The sequence below is a fragment of the Streptomyces anatolicus genome, from assembly GCF_019400875.1.
In the GTDB taxonomy this organism is placed as follows: Bacteria; Actinomycetota; Actinomycetes; order Streptomycetales; family Streptomycetaceae; genus Streptomyces; species Streptomyces anatolicus.
Genome location: NZ_WMBF01000051.1, coordinates 1 through 22,264 on the forward strand (window position 1 = coordinate 1; position 22,264 = coordinate 22,264).

The following is a 22,264-nucleotide window of genomic DNA, read 5'->3' on the forward strand; positions in this document are numbered from 1 at the left end:
GTCCCCCGCTCTGTCCCCCTCCAGGGGATCCCTTCTTCTTGCCCTCGTCGCCGTCTTCCGGCTCCTCCGGCGGAAGGCCGAATCCGAATGGGGTGTCACTCACGGGATTCCTCGGCTCGTCAGGCCGCCGGTATCGTCCGGCGGCGGCTGCCCTACAACACCACCCAGCGTAGACACCGTGACGGGTTCGGGCCTCGGTGCTCCGCCGACTCGCGGCCTGCGGCAGGATGGATGCCACCTGGTCCGTACGCGTCATTCGCGTACGTACTGAAGACAACCGCTGGAGACGCCCGGTGAGTTCCCCAGATCCACAGGTTCGCGCAGCGCGAAACCCGTCAACCCCGGCGCCCGGCCGCGGGCCCGTAGTCGCCGTTACCGGCGCCGCCTCCGGAGTGGGCGCGCTGCTGACCGAGCGCCTTGCCGCCTCGGAGGAGATCAAGCAGGTCATCGCCATCGACGAGCGCCGGGGCGAGTGCGCCCAGGTGCAGTGGCACATCCTCGACGTACGGGATCCGGCGATCGCCGAGAAGCTGCGCGGCGCGGACGTCGTGGTGCACCTGGCGCTCGATCTCGACCTGGAGACCGACGGCGCCGCCCGCACCGCGTACAACGTACGCGGCACCCAGACCGTGCTGACCGCCGCCGCGGCCGCGGGTGTCCACCGCGTCGTGCTCTGCACCTCGGCGATGGTCTACGGAGCGCTGCCCGACAACGAACTGCCCCTCTCCGAAGACGCCGAATTGCGGGCGACCGCCGAGGCCACCGGCGTCGGCGACCTCCTGGAGGTCGAACGGCTCGCCCGCAGGGCACCCCGCGCCCACCCCGGCCTCAACGTCACCGTCGTACGGCCCGCGACGCTCGTGGGCGGCACGGACACCGCCCTCACCCGCTACTTCGAGTCGCCCCGCCTGCTGGTCGTGGCGGGGTCCCGGCCCGCCTGGCAGTTCTGTCACATCGAGGACCTGTGCAGCGCCCTGGAGTACGCCGTCCTGGAGAAGGTCGAAGGGGAGCTGGCCGTCGGCTGCGACGGCTGGCTGGAGCAGGAGGAGGTCGAGGAGCTGAGCGGGATCCGCCGTATGGAGCTGCCCTCGGCGGTCGCGCTCGGCGCGGCGGCCCGGCTGCACCGCATCGGCCTGACCCCCTCCCCGGCCGGCGACCTGGCCTACACGATGTACCCCTGGGTGGTCAGCGTGAGCAGGCTGCACGACGCCGGGTGGCGGCCGCGGTGGACCAACGAGGAGGTCCTCGCGGAGCTGCTCGAAGAGGTCTCCGGGCGGCGGACCGTGGCCGGACGGCGGCTCGGCCGCAAGGACGCGACGGCGGCGGGGGCCGCGGGTGCGACGGTCGCCCTGCTCGGCGCGGCGGCCGTGGTGCGCAGGGCACGCAAGGCGCGGCGGCGGATCTGAGGTTCCGGACGACAGACGCCACCGGCCACACGCGGCAGACGCCACAGGCCACAGGCCAAACGGCAGACGCCACAGGCCACAGGCCAAACGGCAGACGCCACGGGCCACCGGCCACACGGCACACGGTGGCCGGCCGAACCGGCGTGGGCGACTCGCCGGGGCCGGCCGGCCCCTGTAGGGAACTCCAACCCGCCACGCGCGCGTGCCGGGCGAAAGATCTATTCCGTGATGTCCGTGCCGTGCGGCACCATGGCCGCATGGCACGCACCACGAAGGACCACCCCGGCGAGCAGGCCGCTCAGGACCCGATCCGCCTCCTCGCGATCCGCGACACCCCGCTCTCCCTGGACGAGGTCTTCCGGGCCGTCGGCGACGACGCGGCGGGCGGCACGGCGCTCTTCGTAGGGACCGTGCGCAACCACGACGGCGGCGCCGACGTCGACGAGCTGGGCTATTCGACGCACCCGACCGCAGAGGCCGAGATGCGCCGGGTGGCCGAGAAGGTCGTCGCCGCGTTCCCGGTGCGCGCCCTGGCCGCCGTGCACCGCGTCGGAGACCTCGCGGTCGGCGACCTCGCGGTGGTCGTGGCCGTCTCCTGCCCGCACCGTGCCGAGGCCTTCGACGCCTGCCGCAAGCTCATCGACGACCTCAAGCACGAGGTGCCGATCTGGAAGCACCAGCGGTTCTCCGACGGCAAGGAGGAATGGGTCGGCGCCTGTTGAGCCAGGGGCGGCCCCTGGGGGCCGATTGACCCATGCGGCTCCGGTTGCGTAACCCGACCCCTGCCGTGAGCGTTGACATTGCGGATGGTTAATCTGCTGATCAGTCAGTTGCGGTCGCACATGGGGTCGGGAGGTCGACATGGCATCACTTGCCTGGTTGCTGATTCCACTTCTGGCGGCCGTCGGTGCGGGACTGTGGGGCAGCTGGGCAGCCCGCAACCGCAAGTCGGGCCGCACAGGTGATCACACGGAGCTGAACGGTTACGCGGCCTTCCGCGAGGCCATGGAGAAGTCCCGCTCCGGCACATGACGCGGCCCCGGGGCGGCCGTGGCGGCGCCCCCGTACGGACCGGCCCCACAGGTGCGCCGACAGGCCCGTCCCGTACTGTCGTTCCATGCCACGCCGCACTGCGACGATGCTCGCCTCCACCCTGATGCTGATCGCGCTGCTCTGCGCCGGAGTGCTCATCAAAGTGCCCTACTCGGAGATGTCCCCGGGCCCCACGGTGAACACCCTCGGCGACCACGACGGCGAGCCGGTGCTGCAGATCTCCGGGCACAAGACGTACCCCACGACCGGCAACCTCAACATGACGACGGTCAGGGTCACCAGCGCCGACTACAAGATGAACCTCGCGGAGGCCGTCTACGGCTGGCTGGCCCACGACAACATCGTGGTGCCGCACGACACGCTCTACCCGGACGGCAAGACCGAGCAGCAGTCCACCCAGGAGAACGCCGAGGAGTTCAGCCAGTCCCAGGAGAGCGCCAAGGTCGCGGCGCTGCGGGAGCTGAAACTCCCCGTGGAGTCCCAGGTCATCGTCTCCACCGTCATCAAGGGCGACCCGGCCGAGGGCAAGCTGCACGCGGGCGACGTCATCAAGAAGGTCGACGGCACGCCGGTCAAGGAGATGACGGACGTCGCCAAGCTCGTCACCGAGCACAAGCCCGGCGAGCGTGTCACCTTCACGGTCGTCCCGGTCAAGGAGGCGGCCGCCGCCGAGAAGTCCGGCAAGGAGCCGACCAGGACCGAGGAGATCACGATCACCACGAAGAAGGCGGACGACGACGCCGACCGTGCGATCGTCGGCATCCAGGCGGGCACCGACCACACCTTCCCGTTCACGATCGACATCAAGCTCGCCGACGTGGGCGGCCCCAGCGCCGGGCTGATGTTCGCGCTCGGCATCGTCGACAAACTGACCCCGGACGACCTCACCGGCGGCGAGTTCGTGGCAGGCACCGGCACCATCGACGACAAGGGCAAGGTCGGCCCGATCGGCGGCATCGAGATGAAGACCGTCGGCGCGCGGGAGAAGGGCGCCGAGTACTTCCTGACGCCGAAGGCGAACTGCGCGGCGGCCGCCGGCGACGTCCCCGACGGCCTCACCCTGGTCAAGGTGGACACCATCGACGACGCCGTGAAGTCCCTGAAGAAGATCCGCGAGGGCGACACCGGCTCCCTGCCGAGCTGCACCGCGAAGTAACGGCTCACTCCGGAGAGGGCCGGTAGGCCGTACGGGGGCGGGGCGGCCACCGGCGCCCCACCCCCGTACGAGCTGTAGAACCCTTGTGCGAGCGGCGGGCGGAGCTAGGCGAACGTCGCCGCGAGCGCGTCCGCCAGGCCCGGCACCAGGTCGGAGCCGGTGAGGACCTCGGTCGGCGAGTCCTTCTCGCGCAGCCGCAGCGCCGACTCGCGCGCGCCGTCACGCAGCACCGCCACCGTCATCCGGACCTCCTGGCGGTCCGGGTGCTTCGCCACCCACTGGGCGAGCTGGGCCTCGCTCAGGCCCTCGGGGACCGACGTCTCGGCGGACGGCGGCAGCATCTGGCGCTCCACCGTGAGGGCGCAGCCCGTCACCGCGTCCGGCCAGGCGATGGTGCCGAGGAACTCGTCCAGCGGCTTGTCGGCGGGGATCTCCTCCTGCTCGATGGGGGTCAGGCCGGCGTGTTCCACGCCGTCGTCGAGGCCGAGCTGGGAGGCGAGGCCGGGTTCTTGGGTGCGCAGTCGGGCCGTGTCGACCAGCGCGAAGAGGCGGGCGGGCCGGTCCCAGCCGAGGCCGGAGACGTACTCGTCGATTTCGAGCACGGCCCGAGTGAGGGGGCTCGCTGCCATGGGAGTGTTGGACATGGTCACAATCCTGCCTCGTTAGTCCCGAGAAACGGGAACCGAGTAAAGCGTAGGTAAGTTGCATAGGTGTGGGTCCGCGATCTCGGGGGCCTGACGGACCAACAGCGAATCAACAGCGAACTTCGAGGTGCGCACCTTGGCTTTCCAGATGCCGGACCGCGGCGGAGGCCCGACGGGGCCACGGATCAGAGTGGGCCGACCCTCCCGTCGCGTCCGGACCCTGCTCATGACACTGGGCGTGCTGGCCGTGCTGGCCATGGCCTTCGTCATGTTCTCCGGGTTCTGGACGGACTGGTTGTGGTACCGCTCGGTCAATTACTCATCGGTCTTCACGACGACCCTGTGGACCAAGATCGGCTTGTTCTTCTTCTTCGGCCTCCTCATGGCGGCCGCGGTGGGTGTGAACATCTGGCTGGCGCACCGGCTGCGCCCGCCGCTGAGCGCCATGTCGATGGAGCAGCAGAGCCTCGACCGGTACCGCATGGGCATCGCCCCGTACAAGAAGTGGCTGCTCATCGGGATCACCGCCCTGGTGGGCCTGATCGCGGGCGCCTCCGCGGCGGGGCAGTGGCGTACGTGGCTGCTGTGGGTGAACGGCGTGCCCTTCGGCCAGAAGGACCCGCAGTTCCACATGGACGTGGCGTTCTTCGCGTTCGACCTGCCCTGGTACCGCTTCCTGCTGGGCTTCGGCTTCGCGGCCACGGTGCTCTCCCTGGTGGCCGCCGCCCTGACGCACTACCTGTACGGCGGGCTGCGCATCACCAGCCCGGGCGCGCGCGCGACCGCGGCGGCGACCGGCCACCTGTCGGTGCTGCTCGGCGTCTTCGTCTCGCTCAAGGCCATCGCGTACTGGCTCGACCGGTACGGCCTCGCGGTGAAGTCCAGTGACTTCAAGGCGACGGGCAACTGGACGGGCCTGAGGTACGTCGACGCGAACGCCTACCTGCCGGCGAAGACGATCCTGTTCTGCATCGCCGTCATCTGCGCCGTGCTCTTCTTCGCGACGCTGTGGCGGCGCACCTGGCAGCTGCCGGTCATCGGCTTCGGTCTGATGGTGCTCTCGGCGATCCTCATCGGCGGGCTCTACCCCGCGATCGTCCAGAAGTTCCAGGTCCAGCCGAACGAGCAGGCCAAGGAAGCGCCGTACATCGAGAAGAACATCGAGGCCACCCGCGACGCCTACGGCATCAGCGGGGTGAAGCCCGAGGACTTCAAGGGCGCGGGCAAGGTCGACGAGGACCGCCGGAAGAAGCGCGAGGACGCGAACACGGCGGCCAACTACCGGCTGAACGACCCGAACATCGTCTCGCCCACCTTCCAGCAGCTGGAGCAGGAGCGCAGTTACTACCAGTTCCCGCGGACGCTGGACGTGGACCGCTACAACGGCCAGGACACCATCGTCGGCCTGCGCGAGCTGAACGTGAACAAGCTCGACAAGCGGAACTGGATCAACGACCACTTCGCCTACACGCACGGCTACGGCGTCGTCGCCGCGAAGGGCACGGAGACCAAGGAAGGCTCCAAGGGCGCCCCGGCGTTCACCGAGTCCGGCCTGCCCACCACCGGTGAGATGCAGGAGTACGAGCAGCGGATCTACTACGGCGAGAAGACCAGCCAGTACTCGATCGTGGGCGGGCCCCAGAAGGAGCTCGACTACGAAGAGGACGGTGGCGGCCAGAAGACCTACAGCTACAAGGGCGACAGCGGGGTCAACCTCTCCAACCCGATCAACCGCGCCGCGTACGCGGTCTCCTTCGGGGAGCCGCAGATCCTGTACTCCGGGGCGATCGGCGAGGGCTCGCGGATCCTCTACAACCGCACCCCCAAGGAGCGCGTCGAGGCGGTGGCCCCCTGGCTGACGATCGACGGTGACGTCTACCCGACGGTGGTCGACGGCCGCATCCAGTGGGTCGTCGACGCCTACACGACCACCAACGGCTATCCGTACGCGTCGCGGACCACGCTCGGTGACACCACGGCGGACTCCCTGTCGGAGGCGGACAGCCAGCGCACGGTGATCGCCCAGCAGAACCAGGTCAACTACATCCGGAACTCGGTGAAGGCGACCGTCGACGCGTACACCGGTGACGTCAAGCTCTACACCTGGGACGAGAAGGACCCGGTCCTGAAGACCTGGAAGAAGGCGTTCCCGGGCACCGTCAAGGACAAGAGCGAGATCCCCTCCGCGCTCAACGACCACCTGCGCTACCCGCAGGACATGTTCAAGGTGCAGCGTGAGCTGCTGACGCTGTACCACGTCACGGACCCGGGCCAGTTCTACAACGCGAGTGACGCCTGGCAGGTGCCGAACGACCCGACGAAGAAGGACGACAGCGCGGTCCCGCCGTACTACCTGTCCATGAAGGCGCCGGGCCAGAGCCAGCAGCAGTTCGCGCTGACGACGACGTTCACCCCGAGTGAGCGGCCCAACCTACGGGCCTTCATGACGGTCGACGCCGACGCCAGAAGCAAGAACTACGGCCAGATGAAGCTGCTGAGAGTGACCGGCGACGTCGACGGCCCTGAACAGGTGCAGAACAAACTGAACTCCATGAAGGAGGTCGGTACGTTCGTCCGCGACATGAAGGGCGCCGACTCCGACGTCCTCTACGGCAATCTGCTGACCGTGCCGCTGGACGACGGCTTCCTCTACGTCGAGCCCGTCTATGTGCAGGGCCGCAAGTCGGCGTACCCCCTCTTGAAGAAGGTGGCCGTGTCGTACGGCACGGAGACCGTCTTCGCGGACTCCCTGAGCGACGGCCTCGACCAGGTCTTCGGCGCCGGCGGGGGCACCAAGCCACCGGCCGAGGATCAGGACGGGGACGAGCCGACCAAGCCGCCCAAGACGAACGACCCGACGGTCCAGGCCGCCCTCGACGACGCCCAGAAGGCGTTCGATGACGGCGAGACGGCCATGAAGGAAGGCGACTGGAAGAAGTACGGCGAGGCGCAGGAGCGGCTCCAGGAGGCACTGGAGCGGGCCGAGGAGGCGTCGGCCAAGGCGGCGGAGAAGGACACCGCGGGCTCGGACAAGAACGCCGAGAACGACGCTGACAGGAGCGCCGACAAGGGCTCCGACAAGGATGCCGACAAGGGCGCCGACGCGAACGCCGACAAGGACGCCGACAAGGAAGCTGACAAGGGCGCTGAATAGCGGCTGGTCAGAGAGGTCCCTCGCGCCGTGGTACGGTTTGAACACAACGGCGCGGGGTGGAGCAGCTCGGTAGCTCGCTGGGCTCATAACCCAGAGGTCGCAGGTTCAAATCCTGTCCCCGCTACTGCAAGGTGAAGGCCCGGATCCTTATGGATCCGGGCCTTCGTCGTGTGCGGGCGGCCTATGCCAACTCGTGCGCGACATCGTGCGAACGGCGCGCTGCAGGGGGAGAGTTGGGGGATATGTGTTTCACTTATCTCTCTGTGGGCATGTCGACAAAACGCCGAAGTGACTTCACTGGCTGCGGTATACCAGGTGTACCCAGGTTGCGGGTGGTGCGACGATGGACGTTATGGGGGACAAGGCAACTCTGTTGGATACAGGGCGGTTTGTGCAGGCGGCCGACCGGGAGGACCCCGGGACGGCCGCCGACGAGATGCGTTATCGACTGGCCGCCGAGGCCGGCGACGTCGACGCGATGAGCGTCCTGGGAAGCCTGCTGCTGCGCCGCGGTGACCTCGACGGGGCCGAGTCCCTGCTGCGCGCGGCGACCGCCGAGGGCGACCGCGCCGCCGCCAACAACCTCGGAGTCCTCCTCCACCAGCGTGGATACGCGGACGAGGCGGCCGGCTGGTGGCGGGTGGCCGCCGTCGCCGGTTCCGCCGCCGCGGCGCACGCGCTCGGCCGCCACCACCGCGAGCGCGGCGACGAGCCCGCCGCCGAGTACTGGCTGCGGCAGTCCGCCGAGCAGGGCCACACCCTCGGGGCGTACGCCCTCGCGGACCTCCTGGAGCACCGCGGGGACGTCGGCTCCGAGCGCTGGATGCGGGTCGCCGCCGAGCGAGGCCACCGCGAGGCCGCGTACCGCCTGGCCCGCGCGCTCGACCGGCGGGCCGCCGAGGAGCGCGGCGAGCCCATCGAGCGCGGCGAGAGCCCCGTGCGGGCCGACCGCGCCGGGCGCGAGGGCGTGCACACCCCGGCCGGTGAGGCCGAGCAGTGGTACCGCCAGGCCGCCGCGCGCGGGCACCGCAGGGCCGCGCTGCACCTCGGCGCGATCCTGGAGCACCGCGGCGAGCTGAAGGAGGCGGGCCGCTGGTACCTCAACTCCGCCAAGGACGGCGAGTCCAGAGCGGCCTGCGCGCTCGGCTTCCTGCTGCGCGACGCGGGCGACGAGGAGAGCGCCGCCGTGTGGTGGCTCAAGGCCGCCCAGGACGGCGACGGCAACGCCGCGAACGCGCTCGGCGCGCTGCATGCCGAGCGCGGCGAGACCCAGACCGCCGAGCGCTGGTACCGCGCGGCCATGGACGCGGGCGATGTGAACGGCGCGTACAACCTCGGGCTGCTCTGCGCCGAGCAGGGCAGGACCGCGCAGGCCGACCAGTGGTACCGCCGCGCGGCGTACGCCGGACACCGCGAGGCCGCCAACGCGCTGGCCGTGCTGCTGCTCCAGGGCGGCGACGCGGCCGGAGCCGAGCCGTGGTTCTCCAAGGCCGCCGAGGCGGGCAGCGTCGACGCGGCGTTCAACCTCGGGATCCTGTACGCGAGCCGGGGCGAGGAGGCATCCGCCCTGCGCTGGTACGAGCGCGCGGCCGCCGCCGGGCACACCGACGCGGCCCTCCAGGTCGGCACCGCCCGGCTGCGTGAGGGCGACGACAGGGAGGCCGAGCGGCATCTGCGGTGTGCGGCCGGAGGCGGCAGCGCGGAGGCGGCGTACCGGCTCGGGACGCTGCTCGACGCGCGCCGCACCTCGGCGGACACGCCCGCGCTCGGCGAGCCCGCGGCGGAGAAGACGGAGTGCGAGGAGTGGTACGAGCGCGCCGCCGAGCAGGGCCACCGGCGCGCCCAGGTCCGGGTCGGCATGCTGGCCGCCGCGCGGGGCGACGTCGTCGAGGCCGCCCGGTGGTACCGCACGGCCGCCGAGGCCGGCAGCCGCAACGGCGCGTTCAACCTGGGGCTGCTGCTCGCCCGCGAGGGGAGCGAGCCCGAGGCCGCGCTCTGGTGGACGCGTGCCGCCGACGCGGGGCACGGCCGGGCGGCGCTGCGGCTCGCCCTCCTCTACGCCCGGCGTGGCCAGCTCGCACAGGGGCAGCGGTGGGCGTCCCGGGCGGTCGAGCTGGGCCCTGCGGAGGTCTCCGAGCGGGCCGGAAGGCTGCGCGAGGCGTTGCGGCAGGAGCTTTCCGCGTAGCGGGAACGCCTGCCGCGGAACGGATTTGCGCTGGTCGCAGCCCTGACGTACTGTTGGGTTTACCGACGCGGGGTGGAGCAGCTCGGTAGCTCGCTGGGCTCATAACCCAGAGGTCGCAGGTTCAAATCCTGTCCCCGCTACTGAAGGCCGAAGGCGCGGAACCCAATGGGTTCCGGGCCTTCGGTGTTTTCGGCGGCCAGGCGCAGGCCGCAAGCCGTTTTCGGCGGCCAAGCCGCGAGCGCGCGTGCGCGGGTCACGAGACGAAGGGCCCGGCACCTCTCGGTGCCGGGCCCTTTGAAGAACGTACGTACGAAAAAACTACGCCGTCGCGCAGTCCGGGCAGACCCCTCGGTACGTGACCTCGACGCCCTCGACCGTGAAGCCGAAGCGCTCCGAGTCGGGAAGGCTCGTCAGCGGATTGCCCGTGGGATGGACGTCGCGGATCGCGCCGCAGCGGGCGCAGACCAGGTGGTGGTGGGGCCGGTGGGCGTTCGGGTCGTACCGCTTCGCCCGGCGGTCCGTCGTGACTTCGAGGACCTCGCCGAGGGTCACCAGCTCGCCGAGCGTGTTGTAGACCGTCGCCCGGGAGATCTCGGGCAGCTTGTCGGCGGCGCGGGCGTGCACCTCGTCCGCCGTGAGGTGGACGTGGTCCCCGTCGAGGACCTCGGCCACGACGCGTCGCTGCGCTGTCATGCGCCAGCCGCGTCCGCGCAGTCGTTCCAACAGGTCACTCATGAGAGCCAGCCTAACAGGAGGGGGAGCCAGTCCCGAACGGGTGTGACTTTGGATGCCCGCTTGACTTAGACAAAGTCTATTGTAGGATCAATTACGACGTTGGTCAGAGGACAGGCATTGGCCAAGGGATTGGGACAGGACCCCCAGGGGTCGATGACGCAGGAGGCGCACGTGACGCAGGGACCGCTCAGCACGACGCAGGGACCGCTCACCACGGAGGCCGGCGCGCCGGTCGCCGACAATCAGCAGAGCGAGACCGCGGGCGTCGGCGGGCCGATGCTGATCCAGGACCAGCTGCTGCTGGAGAAGCTCGCCCACTTCAACCGCGAGCGGATCCCGGAGCGCGTGGTGCACGCCCGGGGCGCGGGCGCCTACGGCACGTTCACGCTCACCCGTGATGTCTCGCGCTGGACGCGGGCGAAGTTCCTCTCCGAGGTCGGCAAGGAGACCGAGACGTTCCTGCGCTTCTCCACCGTGGCGGGCAACCTCGGCGCGGCCGACGCGGTGCGCGACCCGCGCGGCTGGGCGCTGAAGTTCTACACCGAAGAGGGCAACTACGACCTCGTCGGCAACAACACCCCGGTCTTCTTCATCCGGGACGCCATCAAGTTCCCCGACTTCATCCACACCCAGAAGCGGGACCCCTACACGGGCTCGCAGGAGGCGGACAACGTCTGGGACTTCTGGGGCCTCAGCCCGGAGAGCACCCACCAGGTGACCTGGCTCTTCGGCGACCGCGGCATCCCCGCCTCCTACCGCCACATGGACGGCTTCGGCTCGCACACGTTCCAGTGGAACAACGAGGCGGGCGAGGTCTTCTGGGTCAAGTACCACTTCAAGACCGAGCAGGGCATCAAGAACCTCACCCAGGCCGAGGCCAACAAGCTCGCCGGTGAGGACCCCGACTCCCACCAGCGCGACCTGCGCGAGGCCATCGAGCGCGGTGACTTCCCGACCTGGTCCGTGCAGGTGCAGATCATGCCGGCGGCGGACGCGGCGACGTACCGCTTCAACCCGTTCGACCTCACGAAGGTGTGGCCGCACGCGGACTACCCGCCGATCGAGATCGGCAAGCTGGAGCTGAACCGCAACCCGGAGAACGTGTTCGCCGAGGTCGAGCAGGCCATCTTCAGCCCCGCCCACTTCGTGCCGGGCATCGGCCCCTCGCCGGACAAGATGCTCCAGGGCCGCCTCTTCGCGTACGGCGACGCCCACCGCTACCGCGTCGGCATCAACGCCGACCACCTGCCGGTGAACCGCCCGCACGCCACCGAGGCGCGCACCCACTCCCGTGACGGCGCGCTGTACGACGGCCGCCACAAGGGCGTGAAGAACTACGAGCCGAACAGCTTCGGCGGCCCCTTCCAGACGGACCGCCCGCTGTGGCAGCCCGTCCCCGTCACCGGCGCCACCGGCAACCACGAGACGCCCCGGCACGCCGAGGACAACGACTTCGTGCAGGCCGGCAACCTCTACCGGCTGATGACCGAGGACGAGAAGGAGCGCCTGATCGACAACCTCTCGGGCTTCATCGCCAAGGTCTCGCGCGACGAGATCGCCGAGCGCGCGATCAACAACTTCCGCCAGGCGGACGACGACTTCGGCAAGCGGCTGGAGGCCGCGGTCCAGGCCCTGCGCGGCTGACCAGTCCCCTTGTCGTCGCATGACGGCGGGCCGGATCCCCTCGGGGTTCCGGCCCGCCGCTGTTTTCTCCCGGCTGCCGCCTGCCGGGCCGCCTCTCGGGCCGCGGCCTCTCAGACCGCCAACTGCTGGGCCGCCAACTGCTGGGCCGCCGCACGCCGGACGGGCGCCCAGCAGCGGATGATGTCGCGGACGGAGACGATGCCCGTGGGCTCGTTCCCGTCCATGACGATCAGGTGCCGGAAGCCGCCGTGCGCCATGGCGTCCGCCGCTTCCTCCAGGGTCCACGCCGGTGAGGCGAAGACGACGTCGGTCGTGGTGTGCGTACCGGCGATCTCGGTGTCCGGACTCTGGCCGAGGGCCACGGAGTTGAGGACGTCACGCTCGGTCAGGATCCCGAGCCCGCAGGTGTCGGGGTCGAGGACGACGGCGGCGCCGACGTGGCGCGCGGACATCAGCCTGGCCGCCTGGCGCAGGGTGTGGGTGGGGCCGATGGTCAGGACCACCGTGCTCATGGCGTCGCGGACGTGCATGGGCGTGAGCCACCTCCTTGGTGAATCCGAGGCCTCCCGGTGGGCGAAGGATTGCCTCCGCTCCCTGCTTGGAGAAAGGATTCACAAGTTCACAAGTGGGGGGACTCTCAGAGTCGCAGCGAAGCCGGGGGTCAACAAGAGGGCGTACGTGGTCAGTTCGCCGAGGTGCCCTGGTTCAGGCGGCCGGTCGGGTCAGCAGCCCCTGGTTCAGGCGACCGGTCAGGGAGGTGGCGCGGGGTCAGTGGCGCTGGGTCAGTAGCGCTGGTTCAGATAGCCCAGCAGCTCGTCGTGGAGCAGGCTGTTCGACGCCGCCGCGTTGCCGCTGTGCGGGCCGGGCTTGCCGTCGAGGCCGGTGAAGGTGCCGCCCGCCTCCGTCACCACGATCGCGGGCGCCGCCATGTCCCAGAGGGACAGCTCGGGCTCGGCGCAGATGTCGACGGCGCCCTCGGCCACCATCATGTACGGCCAGAAGTCGCCGTAGCCGCGCGTGCGCCACACCGCGCGGGTGAGGTCCAGGAACCCGTCCAGACGCCCCTGCTCCTCCCAGCCGGAGAGCGAGGCGTAGGCGAAGGAGGCGTCCGAGAGTTGGGAGACCTCGGAGACGTGCAGCCGGGTCGCCGAGGTCAGGCTGCGGCCCGTGTAGGCGCCGCCGCCCTTCGCCGCCCACCAGCGGCGGCCGAGCGCGGGCGCGGAGACGACGCCGACCACCGGCTGGTAGCCGCCCTCGCCCGCCTCCATCAGGGAGATGAGCGTGGCCCAGACAGGGACACCGCGTACGTAGTTCTTGGTCCCGTCGATCGGGTCGATCACCCAGCGGCGCGGGCCGGTGCCCTCGACGCCGTACTCCTCGCCGAGGATCGCGTCACGCGGCCGCGCGCGCTGCAGCTGGGAGCGGATCAGCTCCTCGGCCGCCTTGTCGGCCTCGCTCACCGGCGTCATGTCCGGCTTGGTCTCGACCTTGAGGTCGAGAGCCTTGAACCGGCTCATGGTCTGGGCGTCGGCGGCGTCCGCCAGGACATGGGCGAGACGCAGATCATCGTGGTAGTCGGGCATGGGTGAACAGTATCGATCTCGGTCGGCGCGAGCCACAGCGCCGTATCGCGGCCACTGGACCCCGGCCTGCGAGCAGCCACCGCTCCCACTCGCGCCCGAGCTATTGACAGTGCCTCCGAGCGCGTCAACTCTGGCAGCCGGAGCCGGTTCGGCCCGGGGAGGCGACGATGCCCGCAGCACGGGAATCCTTACTGGACGCGGCCTATACGGCGCTGGCCCGCAGACCGTGGACAGGCGTGCGCATGGTCGATGTCGCCGCCGTCGCCGGAGTCTCCCGGCAGACCCTCTACAACGAGTTCGGCAGCAAGGACGGCCTCGCCCGCGCCCTGCTCCGCCGCGAGACCGACGGCTATCTGCACGGCGTCGAACGCGCGCTCGCACAAGAGCGCGAGCCGGCCGACCGCCTCGCCGCGGTCGCCGCCTGGACGGTCGGCGCCGCCCGCGGCAACGCACTGGTGCGGGCCGCGCTCACCGGCTGCTGGAGCGAGCGGCTGCCCGCGCCGAGCCGGTCGGCGGGCTCCACCTCGTCGGTGCCCGCGCAGCGCCGCGCGGACGCCGGGGTGCCCTCCTCCGCCGAGCTGCTGGCGCTGGTGCGGGACCGGGCGGCGGCCGCGCTCGGCGGCCGGGGCAGGCCCCGGGACCCCGAACTGGCCCTCGCCTGCGAGAGCGCGGTGCGCCTCGCCCTGTCGTACGTCATCGCACCCGCCCGCAACGACGACGACCCCGCGGAGCTGGTCCGCGGAGCCATAGGGCGCTGGGTGGCGGCCAAATAAGGGGGGAGGCCGAGGTCGTCAGTGCGCGGAGCCGGACAGCTGGAGTCCGACCACGCCGATGATCACGAAGGAGATCGAGACGATCTTGAGCGTGGAGACCAGGTCACCGAGGAAGACCATGCCGTAGATCGCGGTGCCCGCGGCGCCGATGCCGGTCCAGACCGCGTACGCGGGACCCACGTCCAGCTTCTTCAGCGCCAGCGTGAGCAGACCGAAGCTGCCGAGCGCGAAACAGGCGAACGCGATCGTCGGCCAGAGCCGGGTGAAGCCGTGCGACAGCTTCAGACAGACCGCGAAGCCGGTCTCGAGAATCCCCGCCACGATGACCAGCAGCCACGCCATGTGTCCCCTGCCTCCCGCACTCGTCCACGATTCCTACCTGGTGCCACGCGGGCGCAAACAACGGCCAGGTCAGTCCGCCGGGTCAGCCCGCCAGGTCAGCCAGCCGGGTCAGTCGTCCTCGCGCCGCTCCCGCGTGGCGAGCAGCCGGCGCAGGGAGTACAGGCGCTGCGGGTCCGCGTGTCCGTCGGCGACCCAGGCGTCCAGCGCGCAGTCCTTCTCGTCGTGGCTGCAGCCGCGCGGGCAGCCCTCCGTGCCGGGCTCCAGGTCGGGGAAGGCGAGGATGACGCGGGACGGGTCGACGTGGTTGAGCCCGAAGGACCGCACTCCGGGGGTGTCGATCACCCAGCCACCCACCTCCGCGAGCGGCAGCGCGAGCGCGGAGGTCGTGGTGTGCCTGCCGCGGCCCGTGACCGCGTTGACGTGGCCCGTCGTACGCCGCCGCTCCTCGGGCACCAGCGCGTTCACCAGCGTCGTCTTGCCCACGCCGGAGTGGCCCACGAAAGCCGTGATCTTGCCGTCGAGGAGTTCGTGCACCCGCGCCAGCTCCGCGCCGTCGGTGAACTCCTCGCGGCTGGTGACCACATAGGGGATGTCGAGGGTGGAGTAGGTCTCCAGGAGCTTGTCGGCCGATGCCAGGTCCGACTTGGTCAGCACGAGGATCGGTTCGAGTCCGCCGTCGTACGCCGCCACGACGCACCGGTCGATCAGCCGCGGGCGCGGCTCGGGGTCGGCGAGGGCGGTGACGATGGCGAGCTGGTCGGCGTTGGCGACGACCACGCGCTCGTACGGATCGTCGTCGTCGGCGGTGCGCCGCAGGACCGAGGTGCGCTCGGCGATCCGCACGATCCGCGCGAGCGTGTCCTTCTTCCCGGTCAGGTCCCCGACGACCGCGACCCTGTCACCCACCACGGCGGCCTTGCGGCCCAGCTCGCGGGCCTTCATGGCCATCACGATCCGGTCCTCGACCAGCACGGTCAGCCGGCCCCGGTCGACGGTGAGGACCATGCCCTCGGCCGCGTCCTCGTGCTTGGGCCTGATGTGGGTGCGGGGGCGGTTGCCCTTGCGGTTGGGGCGGACGCGGATGTCGTCCTCGTCGGGGTTCTTGCCGTAGCGGCGCATGGTTCTCGTCCCCGCCCGTCAGTTCCCGAGCATTCCGGTCCAGAGCTCGGGGAAGTCCGGGAGCGTCTTCGCCGTCGTCGCCACGTTCTCGATCTGTACGCCGTCCACGGCGAGGCCGATGACCGCGCCCGCGGTCGCCATGCGGTGGTCGTCGTAGGTGTGGAAGACGCCGCCGTGCAACCGGCGCGGGCGGATGTGCAGCCCGTCGGCGGTCTCGGTGACGTCACCGCCGAGTCCGTTGATCTCCTTGGTGAGCGCGGCGAGGCGGTCCGTCTCGTGCAGCCGCAGGTGGGCGACGCCGCGCAGCGTGGAGGGGGAGTCGGCGAGGGCCGCGACCGCCGCGATGCCGGGGGTCAGCTCGCCGACCTCGCTCAGGTCCACGTCGAGGCCGTGGACCGAGCCGGAGCCGGTGAGGACCAGGCCCTGCTCGGTCAGCTCGCAGGAGCCGCCCATCTCCGTGAAGATCTCGCGCAGCGCGTCGCCGGGCTGCGTGGTGTGCGCGGGCCAGTCGGGGATGGTGACCGTGCCGCCGGTGATCAGGGCCGCGGCGAGGAACGGCTGGGCGTTGGAGAGGTCGGGCTCGACGGTGAGGTCGCGGCCGAGGAGGGCGCCGGGGGTGACCCGCCAGACGTTCGGCTCGCCGCCCGCCTCCGGGGTGTCCACCTGCGCACCGGCCGAGCGGAGCATGTCGACCGTCATCCGGATGTGCGGCATGGACGGCAGCGGGCCGCCCACGTGCCGGACCTCCACGCCCTGGTTGAAGCGCGCGCCGGACAGCAGCAGGGCGCTGACGAACTGCGAGGAGGACGAGGCGTCGATCTCGACCGGGCCGCCGTCCAGGGCGCCGCCGCCGTGCACGGTCAGCGGCAGCGCGCCGCGGCCGTCGTCGTCGATACGGGCGCCGAGCACGCGCAGCGCGTCGATCACGCCGGTCAGGGGCCGCTCGTACGAACGGGGGTCGCCGTCGAAGCGGATCGGGCCGTCGGCGAGGGCGGCGACCGGGGGCAGGAAGCGCATGACCGTGCCCGCGTTGCCGACGTCCACCGTGGCCGGGCCGTGCAGGCCCGAGGGGATCACGCGCCAGGCCTCACCGGAGACGAGGCCGCCCGTGACGGCGGAGCTGGAGGACACCGTCTCCTCGATGCCGACGCCCATCGCGCGCAGCGCGCCCGCCATCAGCAGCGTGTCGCGGGAGCGCAGCGGGCGGCGCAGCCAGCCGGGCTCGGCGGCGAGCGCGGCAAGGACGAGCGCGCGGTTGGTGACCGATTTCGAACCGGGTACGTGGACCGTCGCGGTGACGGCTCCGCTTGCGTGCGGGGCGGGCCAGAGGGCGGTGTGCGCCGGGGTTGCGGTCATGCCCTCACTTTAGTGGCTGCCGGAGAGCCCGCTCAGACGGCGAGCGGCCAGCGTGCCCCGCCCGCTCAGAGGTCGAGGAGCCGGCGTGCCCCGCCCCGCTCAGAGGTCGAGGAGCCACCGCGCCCCGCCCATCAGGGAGCAGAGCGAGACGGCGTGGAAGAGGAAGAGCCACAGCCCGGCGGGCACGTGCGTCAGCCGCGAGAGCTGGTCGGCGTCGGAGTCGCCCGCGCCCCCGTGCCTGCGCTTGGCCTGCAGTTCGAAGGCGGGACGGACGCCGCCCAGGAGCAGGAACCACACCACCGCGTACGCGAACGCCGCCTGGACGTCCGTGTTCGCCAGCCAGGAGACGAGCAGGAAGGTGCCGCCGGTCAGGAGCACCGTCAGGGCGCCGTACGCGTTGCGGATCATCACCAGCATCACGACGAGCAGCGCGGTGGCGATCCACAGCAGCGCGGTGATGCGCCCGGAGGAGAGCAGCGCGGCGCCGCCGAGGCCGAGCAGCGGGGGAGCGGTGTAGCCCGCCGCCGCGGTGAGGATCATGCCGATGCCGGTGGGCCTGCCGCGCGAGACGGTCAGGCCCGAGGTGTCGGAGTGCAGCCGGATGCCGTCGAGGCGGCGCCCGGTGAGCAGGGCGACCAGACCGTGGCCGCCCTCGTGCGCGATGGTGATGGCGTTGCGGGCCAGGCGCCATATGCGGGGCGGCACGACGACGGCAAGGGCCACCAGACCGGCCCCGATCACCAGCCACTGCTCGGGCGCGGACTGCGTGCCGAAGACACGGTCCCAGAGGGCGGCCAGGCTGGCGTTGGCGGTGCTTTCCATTGTCGGAACTGGCTCCTCTGGGGGATCGGGTCGTGGCAGTCTGGCACGTATGTGCGGACGGTATGCGTCGAGTCGTAGGCCCGAGGACCTCGCGGGCATCTTCGAGATCGAGAAGTGGCAGCCCGAGGAGGCGGGGGCGGAGCTGGCCCCCGATTTCAACGTGGCCCCCACCAAAGAGGTCTACGCGGTTCTCGACCGTCCCCTGAAAGACGCCGACGACCCGGCTCCGGTTCGCCAGCTGCGTACGCTCAAGTGGGGCCTCGTCCCTTCCTGGTCCAAGACGCCCGAGGGCGGCGCGCGGATGATCAACGCCCGCGCCGAGACCGTCCACGAGAAGCCCTCCTACCGCCGCGCCTTCGCCGCCCGCCGCTGTGTGCTGCCCGCCGACGGCTATTACGAGTGGGTGACCGCGCCCGAGGAGCGGCAGCTGGAGGTCGAGGGCAAGAAGAAGCGGCCCCGCAAGCAGCCGTACTTCGTGACCCCCGCCGACGGTTCCGTTTTCGCCATGGCGGGCCTCTATGAGTTCTGGCGGGACAAGACCCTGCCCGACGAGCACCCCCTCGCCTGGTGGGTGACCTGCACGGTGATCACCACGGAGGCCGAGACCACGCCGCTGGCCGTCGCCCCCGCGGAGGGCCCGCGCTCGCTCGCCGACATCCACCCGCGGATGCCGCTCATGCTCACCCCCGACCGCTGGGACGCCTGGCTCGACCCGTCCCGCACGGACGTCGAGGACCTGCGCCCTCTCCTGGAGCCGCCCCCGGCCGGGCTGATGCGGGCCTACCCCGTCTCGACGGCGGTCAGCAACGTACGCAACAACGGCCCCGAGCTGCTCAAGGAGCTGGAAGGCCCCGAAGAGGGCACACTCTTCTGACGTGACGCATGAAACACACCCGCCCCAGAGCGAGATCGTGGAGACCGGCGCCGGTGAGGCGCGGATCACCTGGCACCCGGCGCGGAAGAAGGCCCGCCTCCTGCTGGCCGTCAGCCATGGCGCCGGTGGCGGCATCGAGGCCCGCGACCTGAAGGCCCTCGCAGCCGCGCTGCCCGCGCACGGCGTGAGCGTCGCCCTCGTCGAGCAGCCTTGGCGGGTCGCGGGCAAGAAGCTGGCGCCCGCGCCGAAGACGCTGGACGTGGGGTGGCGGGGTGTCTGGCCCGCGCTGGAGAAGAAGGGGTTGCCGGTGATCTCCGGCGGCCGCAGCGCGGGGGCGCGCGTGGCCTGCCGCACCGCCACCGAGCTTGGCGCCGCCGCGGTCCTCGCGCTCTCCTTCCCCCTGCACCCCCCGGGCAGGCCCGAGAAGTCCCGCGCCGGCGAACTGCTCGGCGCCGGGGTGCCGACCCTGGTCGTGCAGGGCGGCAACGACCCCTTCGGCAGGCCCGCCGAGTTCCCCGAGGGGACGTACGAACTGGTGGAAGTGCCCTACGGCGACCACGGTTTCGCGGTGCCGAAGAAGGCGGACGTGACCCAGGACGAGGCCGTGGCGGTCATCACGGACGCCGTCACACGGTGGGCGGGAATGTTGGACGCGTGACCTCTGTTGTCGCGAACAGACGGTGAACACCGTCGCAGACGTGTTCGTACGAGAGGGAGTCCGCCGCATGGGTTCGACCATCTGCCCGAACCGCTCCAGCGCCTCTGACCTGGAGTGGACGGTCTTGAGCGCACCCAAAAACGCAACTATTCGGGCGGCGCGCGGAGTGGATCGTCGTCTATCCTCCGATTCGAGTGGGGCTGCTTTCGGCCTCGCCACGTCGCTGGAGGAGGTGGGTCCGGTCACTGGGACCGACGCAGGGACCGAGCACGGCCAGGCGGAGCGCCCCGAAGAGGGTTCTGAGACGGCCGCGGAGCGCACGGCCCGTTTCGAGCGGGACGCGCTGACGTTCCTCGACCAGATGTACTCCGCGGCGCTGCGCATGACGCGCAATCCTGCGGACGCGGAGGACCTGGTGCAGGAGACCTACGCGAAGGCGTACGCGTCGTTCCACCAGTTCCGCGAGGGCACCAACCTCAAGGCGTGGCTGTACCGCATCCTCACGAACACGTTCATCAACTCGTACCGCAAGAAGCAGCGTGAGCCCCAGCGCAGCGCCGCCGAGGAGATCGAGGACTGGCAGCTCGCGCGCGCCGAGTCGCACATGTCCACCGGTCTGCGCTCGGCCGAGTCGCAGGCGCTTGACCACCTGCCCGACTCCGACGTGAAGCAGGCGCTCCAGGCGATCCCCGAGGAATTCCGCATCGCCGTCTATCTGGCCGATGTCGAGGGCTTTGCGTACAAGGAGATCGCGGACATTATGGGGACACCCATCGGTACGGTGATGTCCCGGCTGCACCGGGGCCGACGCCAACTGCGCGGCATGCTGGAGGACTACGCCCGTGAGCGCGGGCTCGTCCCGGCGGGTGCCGGGGAGTCGAACGGAACGAAAGGCTCGGGCTCATGAGCTGCGGAGAGCCGCACGAGACTGACTGCAGTGAAGTCCTGGACCATCTCTATGAGTTCCTGGACCACGAGATGCCGGACAGCGACTGCACCAAGTTCGAGACGCACTTCGAGGAGTGCTCGCCGTGCCTGGAGAAGTACGGCCTCGAGCAGGCCGTCAAGAAGCTGGTGAAGCGCTGCTGCGGCCAGGACGACGTACCCATCGACCTGCGGGCCAAGGTCATGGGGCGCATCGACCTCATCCGCTCCGGACAGGCCGTGCCCGACCAGGACGTCTCGCATGACGCCGCACCCGGTGTGACGGCCTCGGAGGCGTAAGCGGCGCGAGGAGCGTGCGCGACGCGAGCTGCGTGCGCCGGGTTGAAGCAGTGTGAAAGCGCCTTAGCGTCACTCGAATGTGCTAATTCCCCGCCGTCCAGTGATGCCCGTGGGGCAGGCGTTCTACTCTCCGGACCTGGGTCTTGCGACCTGGAACGGGGAGGAGAACTCATGCGGTCGGTGCCGCCGTGGGCTCGCGTGTACATCCTGAGCGTCGCCCTGGCCGGGGCCGTCTGTGCCGCGCCCGCGCTGAGCGGGCCCACCCCCTGGCCGGCCGTCACGCTCCTCGCCGTGCTCTACGCCGGATGCGAGCGGCTCACCCTCCCCCGCGGCCTCTCCGCAGGAACCTTCTTCCCCGTGCTGCTCGCCGGGGTCTTCCTGCTGCCGCCCGCGGCCGCCGCCCTCGTCGCCGTGCCGGGCGCGCTCCTCGCCCGCGTCGACCGCGGACCCCGCCGCGTACGCCGTCTCTGGCGCGCCGCGCAGCTGGCATTGGCCTCCTGGGCGGCGGCCCGGGTCTACGGGGCGCTCGGCGGTCCCGCCGCCGGTGCCGCGCCCGACTTCCCGCAGGTCCTGGGACCGGCCGGGGCGGCCGTGCTCGCCTTCTCCGTCGTCCTCACCGCCCTGGACGGCGGGGTGCTCGCGACGGCCGAGCGGGTCCCCGCACGCTCCGCGTGGCGTGGGCTCTTCGCGCGCTCCCTGGCGCCCGTCGCGGTGCACGGCCTCGCCGGGCTGATGATGGCGGTCCTGTGGACCAGTCCGTACGGGCCCCCGGCCGCGCTGCTCGTGCTGCTCCCGATGGGCGTCTCCTGCTGGGCCTTCGCGCAGTACCACCGCGAGCGGGCCGCCCACCAGGCCACCATCCGGGCCCTCGTCCAGGCCGTCGACCTCAAGGACAAGTACACGCGCGGGCACAGCGAGCGGGTCGGCCGCGCCTCCGTGATGATCGCTCGCGAGCTGGGCATGGACGACGAGCGCGTCGAGGTCCTGCGGTTCGCCGGGATCCTGCACGACGTCGGCAAACTCGGCGTCCCCACCCGCCTGTTGCGCAAGGAAGGCCCCCTCACCCCGCAGGAGCGGCGCGTCATCGAGCTGCACCCCGAGTACGGGCACGAGATGGTGCGCGGCATCGGCTTCCTCGGCGAGGCGCGGGCGGCGATCCTCCACCACCACGAGCGGCTCGACGGCAGCGGATACCCCTACGGGCTCGCGGGGACGCAGATCCCGGAGTGCGCGCGGGTGGTGGCCGTGGCCGACGCGTTCGACGCGATGACGTCCACGCGGTCCTACCGGCGGGCGCGGCCGGTGCCGTCCGCTCTTGAGGAGCTGGCTCGGTGTGCGGGGGCGCAGTTCGATCCGGAGATGGTCTCGGCGTTGGCGCGTGCGCTGGGCCGGGACGGGTGGCATCCCGGGGTTACTTCGGATGGGCCCTCTGGTGGCTTGCCTGCTGCTCGGGGTGTGCCTGCGCCTGCGGTGCGGGGGGCGGTGCCGAGGTGAGGGCCACCCTTCCGGCACCCGGCACTGAAGGCTGTGCCCACC

At 71.0% G+C, this 22,264-nt stretch carries 21 protein-coding genes and 2 tRNA genes; 15 read left to right on the forward strand and 8 right to left on the reverse strand.

Annotated elements, in window-relative coordinates; genetic code table 11:
* The first annotated feature begins 293 nt into the window (after positions 1–293).
* The 4 genes from GKQ77_RS07920 to GKQ77_RS07935 all read left to right on the forward strand — a co-directional run bounded on the left by GKQ77_RS07920 (position 294) and on the right by GKQ77_RS07935 (position 3,615).
* Positions 294–1,406 (forward strand): SDR family oxidoreductase, encoded by a 1,113-nt coding sequence (locus GKQ77_RS07920; RefSeq protein ID WP_219688001.1) that lies wholly within the window; start codon positions 294–296, stop codon positions 1,404–1,406.
* 257 nt (positions 1,407–1,663) lie between these two features.
* On the forward strand, positions 1,664–2,128 hold the full coding sequence (locus GKQ77_RS07925; RefSeq protein WP_219688002.1) for a molybdenum cofactor biosynthesis protein MoaE: 465 nt from the start codon (positions 1,664–1,666) through the stop codon (positions 2,126–2,128).
* 139 nt (positions 2,129–2,267) lie between these two features.
* On the forward strand, positions 2,268–2,438 hold the full coding sequence (locus GKQ77_RS07930; RefSeq protein WP_219688003.1) for a hypothetical protein: 171 nt from the start codon (positions 2,268–2,270) through the stop codon (positions 2,436–2,438).
* Between the two features lie 85 nt (positions 2,439–2,523).
* A complete protein-coding gene (locus tag GKQ77_RS07935) occupies positions 2,524–3,615 on the forward strand; it encodes a YlbL family protein (protein ID WP_219688004.1) in 1,092 nt (363 codons plus the stop codon).
* A gap of 104 nt (positions 3,616–3,719) precedes the next feature.
* Here GKQ77_RS07935 and GKQ77_RS07940 read toward each other — a convergent pair whose 3' ends face one another.
* A complete protein-coding gene (locus GKQ77_RS07940; RefSeq protein WP_125515004.1) occupies positions 3,720–4,259 on the reverse strand; it encodes a PPA1309 family protein in 540 nt (179 codons plus the stop codon).
* 148 nt (positions 4,260–4,407) lie between these two features.
* Here GKQ77_RS07940 and GKQ77_RS07945 point away from each other — a divergent pair, with 148 nt between their 5' ends.
* From GKQ77_RS07945 to GKQ77_RS07960, 4 genes are all read left to right on the forward strand, one after another.
* Positions 4,408–7,413: a UPF0182 family membrane protein gene (locus GKQ77_RS07945; RefSeq protein WP_219688015.1), complete on the forward strand. Its 3,006-nt coding sequence runs from the start codon at positions 4,408–4,410 to the stop codon at positions 7,411–7,413.
* Positions 7,414–7,463: 50 nt separating this feature from the next.
* Positions 7,464–7,537 (forward strand) — tRNA-Met (locus tag GKQ77_RS07950).
* Between the two features lie 219 nt (positions 7,538–7,756).
* On the forward strand, positions 7,757–9,598 hold the full coding sequence (locus tag GKQ77_RS07955; RefSeq protein WP_219688005.1) for a tetratricopeptide repeat protein: 1,842 nt from the start codon (positions 7,757–7,759) through the stop codon (positions 9,596–9,598).
* Positions 9,599–9,664: 66 nt separating this feature from the next.
* Positions 9,665–9,738 (forward strand) — tRNA-Met (locus GKQ77_RS07960).
* Positions 9,739–9,916: 178 nt separating this feature from the next.
* Here GKQ77_RS07960 and GKQ77_RS07965 read toward each other — a convergent pair.
* Entirely contained in the window at positions 9,917–10,333 is a 417-nt protein-coding gene (locus GKQ77_RS07965) for a Fur family transcriptional regulator (RefSeq protein WP_125515006.1), read from the reverse strand.
* A gap of 153 nt (positions 10,334–10,486) precedes the next feature.
* Here GKQ77_RS07965 and GKQ77_RS07970 point away from each other — a divergent pair, with 153 nt between their 5' ends.
* On the forward strand, positions 10,487–11,977 hold the full coding sequence (locus GKQ77_RS07970; RefSeq protein WP_219688016.1) for a catalase: 1,491 nt from the start codon (positions 10,487–10,489) through the stop codon (positions 11,975–11,977).
* A gap of 110 nt (positions 11,978–12,087) precedes the next feature.
* Here the strand turns inward: GKQ77_RS07970 and GKQ77_RS07975 are convergent, their stop codons facing one another.
* Both GKQ77_RS07975 and hisN read right to left on the reverse strand, forming a co-directional pair.
* Entirely contained in the window at positions 12,088–12,507 is a 420-nt protein-coding gene (locus GKQ77_RS07975; RefSeq protein ID WP_125515008.1) for a CBS domain-containing protein, read from the reverse strand.
* Between the two features lie 252 nt (positions 12,508–12,759).
* Positions 12,760–13,560: a histidinol-phosphatase gene (hisN, locus tag GKQ77_RS07980; RefSeq protein ID WP_219688006.1), complete on the reverse strand. Its 801-nt coding sequence runs from the start codon at positions 13,558–13,560 to the stop codon at positions 12,760–12,762.
* 167 nt (positions 13,561–13,727) lie between these two features.
* Here hisN and GKQ77_RS07985 point away from each other — a divergent pair, with 167 nt between their 5' ends.
* The gene (locus GKQ77_RS07985) at positions 13,728–14,333 is read left to right on the forward strand and encodes a TetR/AcrR family transcriptional regulator (protein ID WP_219688007.1); all 606 of its coding nucleotides are present in this window, start codon (positions 13,728–13,730) and stop codon (positions 14,331–14,333) included.
* A gap of 18 nt (positions 14,334–14,351) precedes the next feature.
* On the opposite strand, the gene GKQ77_RS07990 is transcribed toward GKQ77_RS07985, so the two are convergent.
* From GKQ77_RS07990 to GKQ77_RS08005, 4 genes are all read right to left on the reverse strand, one after another.
* Positions 14,352–14,675: a DMT family transporter gene (locus tag GKQ77_RS07990; RefSeq protein WP_030780936.1), complete on the reverse strand. Its 324-nt coding sequence runs from the start codon at positions 14,673–14,675 to the stop codon at positions 14,352–14,354.
* 108 nt (positions 14,676–14,783) lie between these two features.
* Positions 14,784–15,794, reverse strand: a complete 1,011-nt coding sequence (rsgA, locus tag GKQ77_RS07995; RefSeq protein ID WP_219688008.1) for a ribosome small subunit-dependent GTPase A — start codon at positions 15,792–15,794, stop codon at positions 14,784–14,786.
* Positions 15,795–15,812: 18 nt separating this feature from the next.
* Positions 15,813–17,150: a 3-phosphoshikimate 1-carboxyvinyltransferase gene (aroA, locus tag GKQ77_RS08000; RefSeq protein WP_219688009.1), complete on the reverse strand. Its 1,338-nt coding sequence runs from the start codon at positions 17,148–17,150 to the stop codon at positions 15,813–15,815.
* Between the two features lie 99 nt (positions 17,151–17,249).
* Positions 17,250–17,972, reverse strand: a complete 723-nt coding sequence (locus tag GKQ77_RS08005; protein ID WP_219688010.1) for a M50 family metallopeptidase — start codon at positions 17,970–17,972, stop codon at positions 17,250–17,252.
* Positions 17,973–18,021: 49 nt separating this feature from the next.
* On the opposite strand from GKQ77_RS08005, the gene GKQ77_RS08010 reads away from it, so the two are divergent.
* From GKQ77_RS08010 to GKQ77_RS08030, 5 genes are all read left to right on the forward strand, one after another.
* A complete protein-coding gene (locus tag GKQ77_RS08010) occupies positions 18,022–18,846 on the forward strand; it encodes an SOS response-associated peptidase (RefSeq protein ID WP_219688011.1) in 825 nt (274 codons plus the stop codon).
* A gap of 1 nt (position 18,847) precedes the next feature.
* Positions 18,848–19,504, forward strand: a complete 657-nt coding sequence (locus GKQ77_RS08015; RefSeq protein ID WP_219688012.1) for an alpha/beta hydrolase family protein — start codon at positions 18,848–18,850, stop codon at positions 19,502–19,504.
* 232 nt (positions 19,505–19,736) lie between these two features.
* Positions 19,737–20,411, forward strand: a complete 675-nt coding sequence (gene sigR / locus GKQ77_RS08020) for an RNA polymerase sigma factor SigR (RefSeq protein ID WP_030780923.1) — start codon at positions 19,737–19,739, stop codon at positions 20,409–20,411.
* Positions 20,408–20,728: a mycothiol system anti-sigma-R factor gene (gene rsrA / locus GKQ77_RS08025; protein WP_219688013.1), complete on the forward strand. Its 321-nt coding sequence runs from the start codon at positions 20,408–20,410 to the stop codon at positions 20,726–20,728. Before sigR ends, rsrA begins: the two co-directional genes overlap by 4 nt.
* Positions 20,729–20,899: 171 nt before the next feature.
* Positions 20,900–22,222, forward strand: a complete 1,323-nt coding sequence (locus tag GKQ77_RS08030) for an HD-GYP domain-containing protein (RefSeq protein WP_219688014.1) — start codon at positions 20,900–20,902, stop codon at positions 22,220–22,222.
* The last annotated feature ends 42 nt before the right edge of the window (positions 22,223–22,264 follow it).